We start from the raw sequence: 13339 nt of genomic DNA, 5'->3' as shown, positions 1-13339 counted from the left end.
AAGGCTTTAAAGTTGTCTCGTAAGCTCCTATCACTGGTGGGGGTCATTTAAAACTGGATAATGAAAATGAAAAGCATTATCGTTTCTATACATTTTTTTCTCGCGATCGTCATAAGCTATGGGGGAGCCTGGTGTCTTGGATATTGCGTCATACTGGCCATGTCGTTATGGGCAGAAAGCCCTGGCGAGTTGGGCTATCTTATCTCTGTTATGGCTTTTCCTATATTGCTGCCCTGTGTGTATTCTTTTCTTGCAGCGAGCAAGCTGTTGGCCAGTGGTAAAGTGATAGGAGGTCTTATGGGTTTGGCAGGGGCAGCTCTGGTGGGGTTTATGTGGTAAAGACATATTTTCTCGGAACATTCCAGTGGCTCCATTCCTGGGTTGGGTTTTATTGTGGATTAATTCTTTACTGTATGGCCCTTACTGGCACCCTCGCTATTTACAGCCAGGAGCTAAACGATTGGATGCAGCCAGAAGTCGCTCAGATTCGTTCTCCAGAGGTCTCTTCTATGGGGCTTTATGCGGCCTATCAGCAGGCTGTGGCCTTAAATCAAAAAGGTCAAAAAAATATTGTTCTTTTTCCTACCCAGCGCAGCTGGCCTTTACGAGTAGAGCATTTTAACGGTCATGTTTTTACAGGTTTGGTCTTTCACCCGCAAACAGGCCACCTCCTGCAGGTAAGAGAGACAGTAGGCGGTGAGTTTTTTTTCGACTTTCATTATACGCTCCATATGGGGCGGTTTTGGGCCAAATGGATTTGTGGGTTTTTTGGGCTATGGTTTATTGTGCTTATCGTAACCGGCTTTATAGCCCATTGGCCTTTTTTATGGTCTGACTTGTTCGTGGTCAGGCCTTTTGCCTCCAAGTTGCGGTATTGGCTGGATATTCACATTATTGGAGGGATTATTTTTGTCCCGTTTTTGGCCGGTATGGCTTATAGCGGTATGGTATTTCATCGTCACGCGTATTTCCATTTTCCTCAGCATAATCGGCCAGGCCATATTTTTGATCATGGTATGAACCATGAAAAAAAATTTATCCCACTGCATGGGGGCACGCTTTCTCCAGAAGATTTGTTTCAGATGTACCAAACAGCCCAAACCCTATTAGGCCGAGTGGGGTTTATTCAGTTCAGATCGCAAGGGAAGCTGACCTTTGTCCAGGCCATAGCCCATAGAATGGCAATAACTCGCGATTCTGTGGTATTTTCTACAACTTCTCCCACGCAATATACCCATAATCGATTGCAAGATTTTTCCCAGTTTTTACCCCGCGCAATAGAAGGGGCCCATATGGGTAATCAGCTGCCTTATCCTTTTAGGGCGGTTTATTTTCTCTCAGCTTTTGCCAGTAGTGTTATGATGGGAACAGGCCTGTTTTATTATGTATATAAACGGGAGAAAAAAAATAACGCCCTTCTCAAGAACGATCTTCGTAAACAAAGCCTTCTTATGAGGTGGCAAGGTGGAGTGGTGGTGAGTGTTGTTTTGGGGTTACCTGTGGCTTGTGCTGGGCTGCTATGGATTGCGCGTTTTTTACCCCCAACGCTTCCCCTTTGGTTGCCGGAAAGAATGACAGTGGAAACATTAGGGTTTTTCCTTTTGTGGGGTGGAGTTGGGATTTATGGTTTGGTTGTGACCTTCCTGAAAGGCTGGCAAAAGACTGGGAGGAGTTTGGCATTTCTATTGAGTGGCTTAAGCTTTGGTTTGCTGCCTGTTGATCTGGCAACGGGCTATGTTCCCTTGGCTTTTTGGGCTGTTGATGGAACAGCCTGTCTGATAGGGAGCGTTAGCCTACTGATTGGGTTAAGCTTGCAGACCGGAGTCCCCCAGTCAAAACCCACCAGCAAGGGATCTCGTCCGCCAGTTTCTGGTCAGACGGTTTCTGATCAGGCTATGAGTCATTCCTCTTCCTTGGTCAGCGGGGAATAGAGTGTGGCTTTTGTGGTTATTTTTCTTTTATGCTTTGGGGCATGCCATGCTTTGTCATGGTGTATGGCTAAACCTTTAAGGCAGATGCGTGCCCCTACCCTTCCCTTTGGCAGGCAAAGCATAATTTTAATTTATGCTCTATGTCTGACCGCTGGAGGAATGGGGGTTGCTGTGTTGTCGTTAAAAGTTACGGGCTTGCTGTGCTGGATCGGAGTGCAAAGTATAGCCGCTTGCTGCTGGAGCGTGTTATTGGCTTTCTTTCCGATGGCAGCTCGAAGGGCCGGGTGGTACGTTGTGCCGGCCCTATTATGGATACCGATATTTTTTTTCCAGTTATAATAGATTTACCAGTTATAGGTTACTCGGCCAATAATGGTGCGACTTTGACCAAAGGAGCATCCAAAGCTGGAGCTATAACAGCTGGTAATATAATGTTTGTTTAGAAGGTTTTGGGCTGAAAGTTGAAGATTCATACCTTTAAACCTCGCATCGGCATTGCCTACATTATAATGGATCTGACCATCCACTAACGCATAAGCAGGCGTCTGGAACTGGGAGGTTAAATCTCCATTGGTATTGCCTATATACCGTACCCCTACCCCAAGGCCTAATCCTTTGGCTGGCCCATCAGGTTGGGTATATGTGCCGTAAAAAGAGGCAAACTGGGCTGGGATTTGGGTAGGACGTACGCCCTCATATTCCCCTTTAGTGAGCTTGACAGACTGGTTGGTATAAGCGGCAATCAGGTTAATATCATCCGTAAGGGAGGCATGGATTTCAAGCTCCACCCCGCGCGAGCGCTGCTCAGCAGATTGTATACTAAAATTGGGATGGAGCGGGTCAGTTGTAAGGATATTGCTTTGTGTTAAGTCGTAAAAGGCAACTGTCATGAAACTTTTAAAACTTTTGGGTTGAAATTTTACCCCTACTTCATATTGTTCGCCACGAGTGGCCTTGAAAGGGCTGTGTTGATAATCTGTACCTTGTAAGGGTTGAAAAGACTGGGCATAGTTAAAATAGGGGGCTACACCCACATCAAATTTATAGAGGATTCCCCCCCGGTAGGTAATGGCCTCATCATTAGTATTGACAGCCGTGGCTTGGGACGAGGACTGGTCTCGTGTGTTGATTTTGGACCAGTCCTTCCGAAAGCCAAATTGGAAGTGCCAATTTTCAAAACTAGCCTGGTCTTGTACAAAGATTCCTTCTTGGTTGGTGGAGGTGCCAAAGATACCGCTAGGGGCTGCAATGGGAACGGTCATGCCATAAATAGGGTGAGTAAGGTTTAAAGCGGGGATGCCTGCAAAATTAAAAGCATAGTTATAGCTGTCTCGCAAATTCTGCCAGCTTACTCCAACCAGCACATCATGCCTTACATTTCCTGTATAAACAATGCCGTTAATGCGTTCTTCTAGGGTTATAGTATCAAAATGTTCTTTGGCACCGTAAGCATAACGATTGAGTAAAATATCGCCTGATCCTTGTGGGTCAAGAAACGGATCACCTGAAACACCAAGCTCATTATAATTCGTTCCCACATTGGCATAACGTGCCATGGAGTGTAAAACCCAGTCGGGATGAAATTGGTAGTCGAAGTTATAGCCTACCGAAGACTGGGTACGGTCAAACTTGTTATAATTAGGATCTCCCGTGTAAAACCCGGGGCTAAAATTAAACAAGCCTGGTAGAACGGTACCCTGAGTTGGCCAGACCTGATAACTCGCGCTGGTAGGGTCTTTTTGGTAACGGCCATAAAGGGTAAGGTTGATATCTTCATTGGGTTTGTAATTAACCGAAGGAGCAAAAGTATAACGCTCTGATCTGGTATATCCATCATAGCCATTCTGGCGAGTGGCTGTCCCTACCAAACGGTAGGAGAAGTCAGAAGAGCCAGGGATTTTATCCCCAATATCGAAAGTTCCGCGCCCATAATCAAAATTCCCGCCCTCAAGTGATATTTCTCTCACACGCTTACCGTTGGCCCATTTGCTGGTAAGAGCTACAATCCCTCCAGGGTTGCTCTGCCCGTAGACTACAGAAGGTGGGCCTTTCAGTACGTCAATACGCTCTAGAAGATAGGAATCGACTTGTTGGGTGGCGAATCCTCCTCCGCCGAAGAGTTTTAGCCCATCCAGATATTCTGAGGCACCAGCCGTACCTTCAATAAACCCACGGATAGATAATTGGTCATATCGGCTATTTCCCCCGCGTAGGTCAGCCACAACGCCTGAACTATACCGCAAGGCCTCATTAATGGAGCGAGCATTTTGCATGTCCATTTGCTCACGGGTGACAACGGAAACGGATTCGGGGGTTTCAATAAGAGGGGTGCTGGTTTTTGTGGCCGAAGAGGAAGTGGTGGCTACAAAAACAGGTTTGGTGGCTCGAATAACAACATGTTCTGTGGATTGGGCTGCTTGTGAAGCAGGTTGTTCGCTGTTTGTAGCAGTAGCTACCGGGAGGTTTTGGGAAGCAGATTTTTCTTTTCCCGTATTATTGGAAGTGTGTTTAATACCCAAACGTTTCTTTTTATGGTTATGATGCGGGTGCTGGGCCCAAGCTGGAAAAGTATAAAAACTTATTCCTGACCACGACAAGAAAACCAAGGCCAAGGTGCTAGTTGCACAGTGAGAAAGTAGATGGTCAGAAATTTTTTTTTTCATTGGTATAGACCGTTTGGGTTGTAAATAGTAACAGAATATTAATTGAGATTAATTCTTATTTATAAAAACAAAGTCAAGAGTGTTCTGGCCATTTTTGTAGAAAATATTGGATTATGAAGCTTTTTTTATTTAAATAATCGGAATTATTTATTGTTTAATAAATATCGATAAAAATATTAAAATTTTATAGTGAAGTAAAAATTTCATTTATGAAATGAACGATACTTAAAACAGCTGGTTAATAAGTCTGGTTAATAAGTAACGTGCTTCATAGGGAAATGAGACTGGGAATAAAAGGATCAGGTGTGCGTCAATACAGAAATGTTCTAATCGTGTGGGCTTTAGGTTTGCTGGGAATGGCCTATAAAGGGGAAGTGGTCTATGCGGCAGATCAAACCGCTCCTGTGACCACAATCCAGCCTGTGGAAGAAAATTTTTTTGGGGATAAGGTAACAGATCCCTATCCATGGTTAGGGATCTCCTCTAGCCCAGAGGTAAAGGCTTGGGATAAAGCCCAGAATAGGCGTACCCAAACCTACCTTAGTTCTTTGCCGCAGCGCAAAAAACTTTATACTCGTTTCATGGCTGCAGCTACCCAAACCTCCGGCGGTTGGAAAGGACTACGTGTGGCAGGGGAAAGAGTGTTTGCCCAAACACGCCTTCCTTCTTACCAACAGCCTGTGATTGTCAATATGGATCTTTCTGCAGATCCCCACACTCAAATTGTAAGCGTAAATCCCAATCTTTTGGATCCTTCAGGTCATACTGCTATTGATTGGTTTGTGCCTTCGCCTGATGGTAAATGGGTGGCGGTCTCCCTTTCTAAGAATGGAAGTGAAATCGGAGAACTTCATATTTTTGATGCCAGAACGGGAAAAGAAACCAAGGAAGTCCCCATTTCTCATGTTCAATACCCTACTGCGGGGGGAAGTGTGGCTTGGCGGGCGGATAGCACTGGGTTTTGGTATACACGTTATCCGGAGGGAAACCTCTCCAATAAGCGGCAATATTTTAACCAGCAAATCTGGTACCATTCTCTAGGAAAAAAGGATGGAGAAGATAGGTATGTTTTTGGTCGTGATCTGCCAAAAATAGCAGAAATCCGGCTGGATAACAGCCAGAATGCCCTTTATACGCTGATTTCCGTTGAGAATGGCGATGGGGGAGAATTTGCTCATTATGTTATGGATTCGCGTGGCCATATCCGCCAGATTACCCATTTTGCCGATCATGTAACTGCCGCTTCAATTGGGCCCGATAATGTGTTGTATCTTCTCTCTTACGATCATGCCCCTAAAGGGAAGATTCTGGCAATGTCTCTGGATGGTTCTGCAGCTGATTTGTTGTTAAGTCGTGCCAGATTGCTAATTCCTGAATCGGACTATGCCATTCAGGGGGAAGAAGAGCTTGGAGGGGCGGCTATCGTTGTTACAGCCGATAATCTCTATCTTAAAATGCTGGATGGTGGCCCGGTTCGGGTTGGTATTTATACCCATAATGGGAAACCAAAAGGTATGCTGCCCGTAGGGAAAATCGCTTCCGTTTCCGATATCGTTTCTACACGGAAAGGGCAGGTGTTATATGCTGAGGAAACTTACCTTACTCCGCAAGCGATTGTTCGTTATGATGAGCAAAAGGGCAAATCAGAAAAAACAAAGCTGGTCCAGAAAACCCCCGTAAGCTTTAAGGATATAGACGTTATAAGGGAGTTTGCGTTTAGTAAAGATGGCACGAAAATCCCTTTAAATATTCTTCGTAAGAAGGGCCGAAAGCTGAATAAGGAGACCCCCGCTATCCTGTGTGGTTACGGAGGATATGGAATATCCTTAGTGCCTCATTTTGCAGGTATTGGTGTTAAACAATGGGTAGAGGCCGGGGGGATCTATGTGGTGGCAAACTTGCGCGGTGGGGCGGAGTACGGGGCCTTGTGGCATCAGATGGGCCAATTGGAAAAAAAACAGACTGTTTTTGATGATTTTTTGGCATCAGCGCATTATATGGTACAAAAGCACTATACCTCCCCACAGCATTTGGCCATTATTGGGGCCAGTAATGGGGGATTATTAGTCGGGGCTGCTCTGACACAGGAGCCGACCTCTTTTAGGGCAGTTGTTGGCCTAGAAGGAATTTATGATCTCCTGCATGCGGAATATAGCCCTAATGGAGCCTTTAATGCCACTGAATTGGGGACGGTAGAAAACAAGAGTAATTATGAAAAAATGAAAACTTATTCTCCCTATCAAAACATTACCGAGGGTAAGTCTTACCCTGCTGTATTGCTGATGATGGGGCTTTACGATGGAAGGGTCAGTCCAGAACAGTCCCGTAAAATGACTGCACGGCTCCAGGCTGCAACAGCATCTGGTTTTCCAGTTTATCTCTCGGTAAGCGAGAGCACAGGTCATGGGAATGGGTTATCTTATAGTATTGGGCAAATGGCCGATTATTATGCCTTTATTTACGATCAGCTCGGTCTTGTGAGATCTGGAGTTAAAAAGAGCATGAAGGGGAGTAGAAAAATAATAAAATCTTCAAGACGCTGACTTACATCACGGCTTGACCTAAGCGGGTGTGATTTTGTAAAAGCCTTCTGCAAAGAACAGTATTAAGACCTCATTTTTTTAATTTGGGCAGTGGCCTTTGCGCTTTTGCCTGCCATTTAAGTAGCGAAAGTTGAAAAATAATGAGTAAAACAGAAGCTATAGAAAATTCTTTACCTAAACGGCCATTAAGTATCCGTTTAGGCAAGTATCTTCGCCCTCTATTTAATGATCTTATCGCAAGAAGTTCTACTGTCTCTAACGATCCTGTCCTTGATCCTGCCATTATGCCTTGGACGGCGATGTTGGAAAAAAACTGGAAGATCATTCGCGCTGAGCTGGATGCCGTTCTTAAAAGGCGCAATGCTATCCCCCCTTTAGGCCAGATCTCTCCTGATCATGCCCGCATTGCAGCAGACCAGCGCTGGCAGTCTTTTTTTCTATTTGGTTATGGGGTGAAAGTAGAAGAGAACTGCAAGCAGTGCCCGCAGACGACGGCTCTGATGAAGCGTATTCCTCGTCTGAATTCTGCATTTTTTTCCATATTGGGGCCAGGGTGTCATATTCCCCATCATATCGGGGTAACAAAAGGGCTACTCACCAGCCATTTAGGGCTTATTGTCCCCAAGGATAGAAAAAATTGCCGCTTTCGGATTGGGACTAATATGGTGCATTGGGAAGAAGGAAAAACGATTCTTTTTGATGAAACCTATGACCACGAGGTTTGGAATGATACAGATGAAACCAGGGTTGTTCTGCTCATTCAGGTTGAACGTCCGGCTCGTTTCCCTGGTAATATTGCTCGTAATATTTTTATGGAAGGGGTAAAGAAATCCGCTTTTGTGAAAGATGCTCAGGACAATATGGCGGAATGGGAAAGAGCCCATAGAGATGTTGAAGTTGCATTACGATAAAAATTTGCCGACAAAGCGGCATGGCGTAAGAGTATCTTTAAAGCCCCTTTCTGGGGCTTTTGTATTTTTGAAGGCGCTCTTTTTAATGCAATAAAAGGCTAATAAAGTAAAAGGTTCATGAAATAGAAGGTCTGTGCTTCTCTTATCATTTTGGTTACGCAACGGGTTGAGGTCTTTCACATCCTATTGATTCTAGATTAGAGATAAACCCAATGTGCAAATTTTATTGCTGCCTCTATAGATTTTTTCTATACATCAAGGATAAATCTGGGACTTGCTGAAAGTTTTAGTATTAAGGTTTTTGGCACTGGTGAAAGCTTCTCTGCTTTTTTCTATCAGGGCAAAATATCAGCAGGGAGTGGTTCAGTGAAAAAAATAAAAAAATAAAATTTCAGGGCCATTCTTGGAAAAAGCCACTCTTGAAATAAGAGTTGGTGCAGGCCTGGCAAGCTCTCTATTGGAAGCCCTTTCAAACAGGGGTTGCGGAAGAAAAGCCCGATCATGCAATCATAACCTCTCTGGTAAGACGAAAAGACGGGAAACTTCCCAAAATCTTACCAAGTTTGCTCGTTCTTTCGGCAGCACTTTCTCCTTTTGAGGCCATGTTACGTGAACAAAAAAGCTATAGTTTTGAAGATTTTCATTTAACGCCATCCTGTAAGGCAGATGATGTGCTTGTTATAGAAGGAGCTGGTGGTGTTATGGTACCTCTTACTGCTCATACCCTTCTCCGTGACGCCATTTTAAAATATGAAGGTGTTTAGTGGGGTATCCAGCCATCCATTTCCAAGGCTTTTCCGGCTAGGTATAAACTTCCACAAATAAGGATTCTTAGGGGCTTTTGGTGATCGTTCTGTGCTAGGAGTGTCGCAAGGGCACTGTTAATATCTGGCCCAGATGTGGCTTTATTATTTGATGCCGAAATAAGGGTAGGAATATCTACAGCCATATGTTGGCCCTTTTCACAAACAGCCTGGAGACTGGTAGCAAAGGGAAGCAGTGGGGCAATAAACCCTTGAACATCTTTAGTGTGTTTCATACCCAGAATAAGATGGAGAGGTTTATCCCTCCATAACTCCATTTGGCGGGCAAGGGCATGGCTGGCGTGGGGGTTGTGCCCACCATCTAGCCATAACTCCCATAGGGGAGGAAGTTTTTTTTGTAAAAACCCTTCAAGCTTTTGCAACCGGGCTGGCCAAAAAGTATGAGAAATAGCGGCATAGGTATGTGGTTTCACACTGAGCTTACTAGCTTGTAAGGCAGCGATAGCAAGACCAGCATTATCAATTTGATGGGGGCCTAGCAAATGGGGCAGTGGGGTTTTTATGTGGATCGTGCTCTCTTCGTATAGCGCAGTATGGTTAGAAGTTGGTGTAAATGTCCACTCTCTGTCTTGCACCATAAGGGGAGCATTTTTTTCTGCTGCACTTTGTGCAATTTCTGCTAAGGCCTCAGGGTGTTGACGTGCACAGACCACAGGCCTACCGGGTTTGATAATGCCTGCTTTTTCGTGGGCAATAGCCTTAAGGGTTGAACCGAGAAAGTTTTCATGATCCAAGGCAATGGGGGTTATAACCGAAACCAAAGGGGATGCTATAACATTGGTGGCATCAAAGCGCCCACCTAGCCCGACTTCCAGCAAGATCAGGTCAGCTGGGATACGGGAGAATAACAAAAAGGCGGCAGCTGTCAGTACTTCAAAAAGGGTAATAGGGGCATTTGCGTTGGTTTTTTCAATCTCTTCCAAAGTGGTGCGCAAAGTGGGTTCATCCACTAGTTTTCCTGCAAGGCGAAAACGCTCTGTAATATTTACGAGGTGGGGAGAGGTATAGGTATGAACTTTAAGCCCAGCAGCCGTTGCGATTGTATAAAGATGCGCTGTGGTGCTGCCTTTGCCATTCGTGCCAGCAATATGGATCACCGGGGCTATTTTTTGTTCAGGATGGCCAAGCTTGCCTAATAAGATTTCTAGCCGGGAGAGGGAGAGATCAATGAGGGTTGGATATAAACGGTTAAGCCGCTCCAGAATGGGAAGGATCGGCCCAGAAAATTCAGTGGCAAGGGTTTGAGAGCCAGACATTGTTTATCCATAAGGGCTTGGCATAAAAAGGGATATGGGGATTTAGGCAACCGGGGTAACAGTATTTCGGCGCTGCTCAAGAAGCCCAAGGATACGTCCTAACATGGGGCGAAGATCTTTTCTTTCCACCACCATATCAACCATGCCATGATCCTTAAGGTATTCTGAGCGTTGAAATCCTTCAGGCAGTTTTTCCCTGACAGTATCTTGAATAACACGGGGGCCTGCAAAGCCAATCAGGGCATTGGGTTCTGCAATATGGATATCTCCCAGCATGGCAAAGGAGGCCGTTACGCCCCCCGTAGTTGGGTGAGTATGGATAACAATGTAGGGAAGTCCCGCCTCTTTAACCATTTGTGTGGCAATAACTGTGCGGGGCATTTGCATAAGGCTAATGAGCCCTTCTTGCATCCTTGCACCGCCAGAGGCTGTAAAAACAATGAGGGGAACTTGCTGTAATGTGGCAAGCCTTGCAGCAGCCAGAAAAGCCTCACCTACAGCAGCCCCCATCGTGCCTGCCATAAATTCAAAAGCCATAATGGCTACCACACAATTATGATTTTCTATCCTGCCATGGGCAACCAGCAAGGCTTCTTCCAGGCGGCTTTTGGTTTTGTTTTCCTTTAGGCGGTCAGTATATTTTTTCTGATCCTTAAAATTTAAAGGGTCAAGGGGAACCTTGGGAAGCTCAATTTTTGTGGCTGTTTCTTTATCGAAAACCCAATCTAGACGTTTTTGGGCTGGCATGCGCATATGATGCGAACAGTGAGAGCAGACATAAAGGTTTTTCTCCAGATCTTTTAGTAAAACCATCTGCCCACAGGCTTCGCAGTTTGTCCATAAATTGTCTGGTACATCCCGTTTTAGCAGGCTGTTAATTTTAGGGCGAACATATTGGGTTAACCAGCTCATGATAAAACCTTGAAAATAAGGAGAAAAACCGGATGATAAAGATATTTCTTAGCGTTATATCATAGCCGTCAGGCCAGGAAAAGTTTAGTGTTTGGCATCGGCGAGGGTCTTCAGTTGAGAGAGTACAGCTGGTAAGGTTTGTTCTGTTGCCTGATGGTTGGCATCCAGGCTGTTTGCAAGGGTTTTGATAAGGGCAGAAGCGACCACTGCACCATCGGCCACTGTAAGGGCTTGGCGAATATGTTCTGGTGTGGAAAGGCCAAAACCTACAACCACCGGGAGATCCGTTTTCTTTCTTATACGGCTAAAAGCCGCATTGAGCTGTTCTGTGCTGGCGGTGCGTGTGCCTGTAATGCCATTAATACTGACATAATATAAAAACCCACTCGCCTGAGAGGTAATATATTCCAACCGTTCATCTGTTGAGGTTGGCGTGATCAGGCGGATAACATCAATCCCGTTTTTTTGGGCTGGCTCGCTCAGAAAGGCGGCTTCTTCAGGCGGTACATCTACAATAATCAGCCCATCTACCCCTGCTTGGGCGGCATCGTGACAGAAACGTTCAACACCGTAGTTTTCAACAGGGTTGAGGTAGCCCATAAGAATAAGAGGGGTGGTGGTGTTTTCTTGGCGAAAAGTGCGCACGAGGGAGAGCGTTTTTGCCATGGTTGCCCCGGCTTTCAAGCTACGCTTGGCCGCTTCTTGGATGACGGGACCATCGGCCATGGGGTCAGAAAAGGGCATGCCAATTTCAATAAGGTCTGCCCCTGCTTCAGGCATGGCCTTTAACAAGGCAAGCGAGGTATTATAGTCTGGGTCACAGGCCTCCAGATAGGAGATGAAGGCGCCTTTATTCTGTTTTTTCAGGGCGTTGAAGGTTTGGGCAATACGGCTCATAGAGAAACTCCAAGATGCTGGGCAACAGTATAGATATCTTTATCGCCCCGCCCTGATAGGTTAAGAACAATGGTTTGGTCGGCCTTCATACTGGGGGCTATTTTTATGGCATGGGCAATGGCATGGGCACTTTCTAGAGCGGGGATTATCCCTTCTGTGCGGGTACAGGTTTGAAAGGCCTTCAAAGCTTCCTGATCAGTAATGGAAACATATTCCGCCCTTTTGTGGTCTTTTAACCAAGAATGTTCGGGTCCAATGCCCGGATAGTCTAGGCCTGCACTGATGCTGTGGGCTTCCATGATCTGGCCTTCTTCATCTTGTAACAAATAAGTACGGTTGCCATGCAGGACACCTGGGCGGCCGCGCAGAAGAGAGGCAGCGGTTTTTCCACTATCAAGCCCATGGCCTGCGGCTTCAACACCAATGAGCTTGACTGAAAGGTTATCCAGAAAGGGATGAAAAATACCCATAGCATTGGAGCCCCCCCCAATGGCGGCTACGATGACATCGGGGAGCTTCCCTTCTGCCTCAAGGATTTGTTGTTTGGTTTCTTCTCCAATGACAGACTGAAAATCTCTGACCATTTGGGGGTAAGGATGGGGCCCAGCTACAGTGCCAATGAGGTAGTATGTCTCTTCAATATTAGTGACCCAATCGCGCATGGCTTCATTCATGGCATCTTTTAAAGTACCAGCCCCTGCGCTGATGGGCTTAACCTCTGCTCCTAAAAGATGCATCCGAAACACATTGGGCTTTTGGCGTTCTACATCGGTTGCCCCCATGTAGATGACACATTGCATTCCAAACAGGGCGCAAACAGTGGCGGTGGCCACGCCGTGCTGGCCCGCTCCAGTTTCAGCAATAATGCGTTTGCGCCCCATGCGGCGGGCGAGCAGGATTTGTCCCATAACATTGTTAAGTTTGTGGGAGCCGGTGTGGTTAAGCTCTTCACGTTTGAAATAGATTTTTGCACCTTTAAGCTGTTCGCTTAAATGCTGAGCATACCATAGTGGGCTGGGACGGCCGACATAATGTTTCAGGTAATAGGCAAGCTCGCTATGAAATGTCGGGTCGGCTTTTGCCGCCTCATAGGCTTTTTCAAGCTCCAGGATGAGAGGCATAAGGGTTTCTGAAACAAAACGGCCTCCGAAAATACCAAATTTCCCTTCAGAATCGGGCCCGTAACGAAGGCTATTAGCCTGAGAGGAAATGGAATTGCCTGAATGTTGACGCATGTTATAGACCTGATGATGAAATGTCATGGATAAGAGCTTTCCCTATAGTAAGCCCCTATATATGGATAAAGGAAGAGGATAATAGAGGTTTTTGGCATATCCTTCTTGACGCTGTAAAGGAATATTAGGATTTTAGACTATTAAGACTACTGGGTTTAAGGCGCTGA

At 45.7% G+C, this 13339-nt stretch carries 11 protein-coding genes; 6 read left to right on the top strand and 5 right to left on the bottom strand.

The features are described from left to right. The first annotated feature begins 66 nt into the window (after nucleotides 1-66). The 3 genes from JGUZn3_RS02505 to JGUZn3_RS02495 are packed head-to-tail and all read left to right on the top strand — an operon-like array spanning nucleotide 67 to nucleotide 2270. Nucleotides 67-339 carry a hypothetical protein gene (locus JGUZn3_RS02505; RefSeq protein ID WP_203414178.1) on the top strand — a complete coding sequence of 91 codons (273 nt, stop codon included), beginning with the start codon at nucleotides 67-69 and terminating at the stop codon, nucleotides 337-339. After that, nucleotides 333-1931: a PepSY-associated TM helix domain-containing protein gene (locus JGUZn3_RS02500; protein ID WP_203414177.1), complete on the top strand. Its 1599-nt coding sequence runs from the start codon at nucleotides 333-335 to the stop codon at nucleotides 1929-1931. The genes JGUZn3_RS02505 and JGUZn3_RS02500 overlap by 7 nt, the downstream gene beginning before the upstream one ends. A gap of 3 nt (nucleotides 1932-1934) precedes the next feature. After that, the gene (locus JGUZn3_RS02495; RefSeq protein ID WP_203414176.1) at nucleotides 1935-2270 is read left to right on the top strand and encodes a hypothetical protein; all 336 of its coding nucleotides are present in this window, start codon (nucleotides 1935-1937) and stop codon (nucleotides 2268-2270) included. Between the two features lie 5 nt (nucleotides 2271-2275). Here the strand turns inward: JGUZn3_RS02495 and JGUZn3_RS02490 are convergent, their stop codons facing one another. Further along, nucleotides 2276-4594, bottom strand: a complete 2319-nt coding sequence (locus JGUZn3_RS02490; protein WP_203414175.1) for a TonB-dependent siderophore receptor — start codon at nucleotides 4592-4594, stop codon at nucleotides 2276-2278. Between the two features lie 305 nt (nucleotides 4595-4899). Between JGUZn3_RS02490 and JGUZn3_RS02485 the strand changes: the two genes are divergently transcribed. From JGUZn3_RS02485 to JGUZn3_RS02475, 3 genes are all read left to right on the top strand, one after another. Further along, nucleotides 4900-7137 carry a prolyl oligopeptidase family serine peptidase gene (locus tag JGUZn3_RS02485; RefSeq protein ID WP_203414174.1) on the top strand — a complete coding sequence of 746 codons (2238 nt, stop codon included), beginning with the start codon at nucleotides 4900-4902 and terminating at the stop codon, nucleotides 7135-7137. A 140-nt stretch (nucleotides 7138-7277) separates the two neighbouring features. Beyond that, nucleotides 7278-8048 (top strand): aspartyl/asparaginyl beta-hydroxylase domain-containing protein, encoded by a 771-nt coding sequence (locus tag JGUZn3_RS02480; RefSeq protein WP_203414173.1) that lies wholly within the window; start codon nucleotides 7278-7280, stop codon nucleotides 8046-8048. Nucleotides 8049-8482: 434 nt separating this feature from the next. Continuing rightward, nucleotides 8483-8812 carry a dethiobiotin synthase gene (locus JGUZn3_RS02475; protein ID WP_203414172.1) on the top strand — a complete coding sequence of 110 codons (330 nt, stop codon included), beginning with the start codon at nucleotides 8483-8485 and terminating at the stop codon, nucleotides 8810-8812. Here the strand turns inward: JGUZn3_RS02475 and JGUZn3_RS02470 are convergent. From JGUZn3_RS02470 to trpB, 4 genes are all read right to left on the bottom strand, one after another. Then, on the bottom strand, nucleotides 8809-10128 hold the full coding sequence (locus JGUZn3_RS02470; protein WP_203414171.1) for a bifunctional folylpolyglutamate synthase/dihydrofolate synthase: 1320 nt from the start codon (nucleotides 10126-10128) through the stop codon (nucleotides 8809-8811). The two genes, JGUZn3_RS02475 and JGUZn3_RS02470, sit on opposite strands and share 4 nt — an antisense overlap. Before the next feature lie 42 nt (nucleotides 10129-10170). Continuing rightward, entirely contained in the window at nucleotides 10171-11040 is an 870-nt protein-coding gene (gene accD / locus JGUZn3_RS02465; protein ID WP_203414170.1) for an acetyl-CoA carboxylase, carboxyltransferase subunit beta, read from the bottom strand. 84 nt (nucleotides 11041-11124) lie between these two features. Further along, the gene (trpA, locus tag JGUZn3_RS02460; RefSeq protein ID WP_203414169.1) at nucleotides 11125-11937 is read right to left on the bottom strand and encodes a tryptophan synthase subunit alpha; all 813 of its coding nucleotides are present in this window, start codon (nucleotides 11935-11937) and stop codon (nucleotides 11125-11127) included. Beyond that, nucleotides 11934-13172, bottom strand: a complete 1239-nt coding sequence (trpB, locus tag JGUZn3_RS02455; protein ID WP_203414757.1) for a tryptophan synthase subunit beta — start codon at nucleotides 13170-13172, stop codon at nucleotides 11934-11936. Before trpB ends, trpA begins: the two co-directional genes overlap by 4 nt. Between the last annotated feature and the right edge of the window lie 167 nt (nucleotides 13173-13339).

The organism is Entomobacter blattae (genome assembly GCF_014672835.1).
GTDB lineage: Bacteria > Pseudomonadota > Alphaproteobacteria > Acetobacterales > Acetobacteraceae > Entomobacter > Entomobacter blattae.
The sequence above is the reverse complement of the archived record's forward strand: the minus strand, read 5'-3'. Positions and strand labels throughout refer to the sequence as shown.

Bases quoted from the DNA above. Each gene is read 5' to 3' on its own strand.
- JGUZn3_RS02505 (WP_203414178.1), top strand. From the start codon at position 67: ATGAAAAGCATTATCGTTTCTATACATTTTTTTCTCGCGATCGTCATA.
- JGUZn3_RS02490 (WP_203414175.1), bottom strand. From the start codon at position 4,594: ATGAAAAAAAAAATTTCTGACCATCTACTTTCTCACTGTGCAACTAGC.
- JGUZn3_RS02480 (WP_203414173.1), top strand. From the start codon at position 7,278: ATGAGTAAAACAGAAGCTATAGAAAATTCTTTACCTAAACGGCCATTA.
- JGUZn3_RS02470 (WP_203414171.1), bottom strand. From the start codon at position 10,128: ATGTCTGGCTCTCAAACCCTTGCCACTGAATTTTCTGGGCCGATCCTT.
- accD (WP_203414170.1), bottom strand. From the start codon at position 11,040: ATGAGCTGGTTAACCCAATATGTTCGCCCTAAAATTAACAGCCTGCTA.
- trpA (WP_203414169.1), bottom strand. From the start codon at position 11,937: ATGAGCCGTATTGCCCAAACCTTCAACGCCCTGAAAAAACAGAATAAA.
- trpB (WP_203414757.1), bottom strand. From the start codon at position 13,172: ATGCGTCAACATTCAGGCAATTCCATTTCCTCTCAGGCTAATAGCCTT.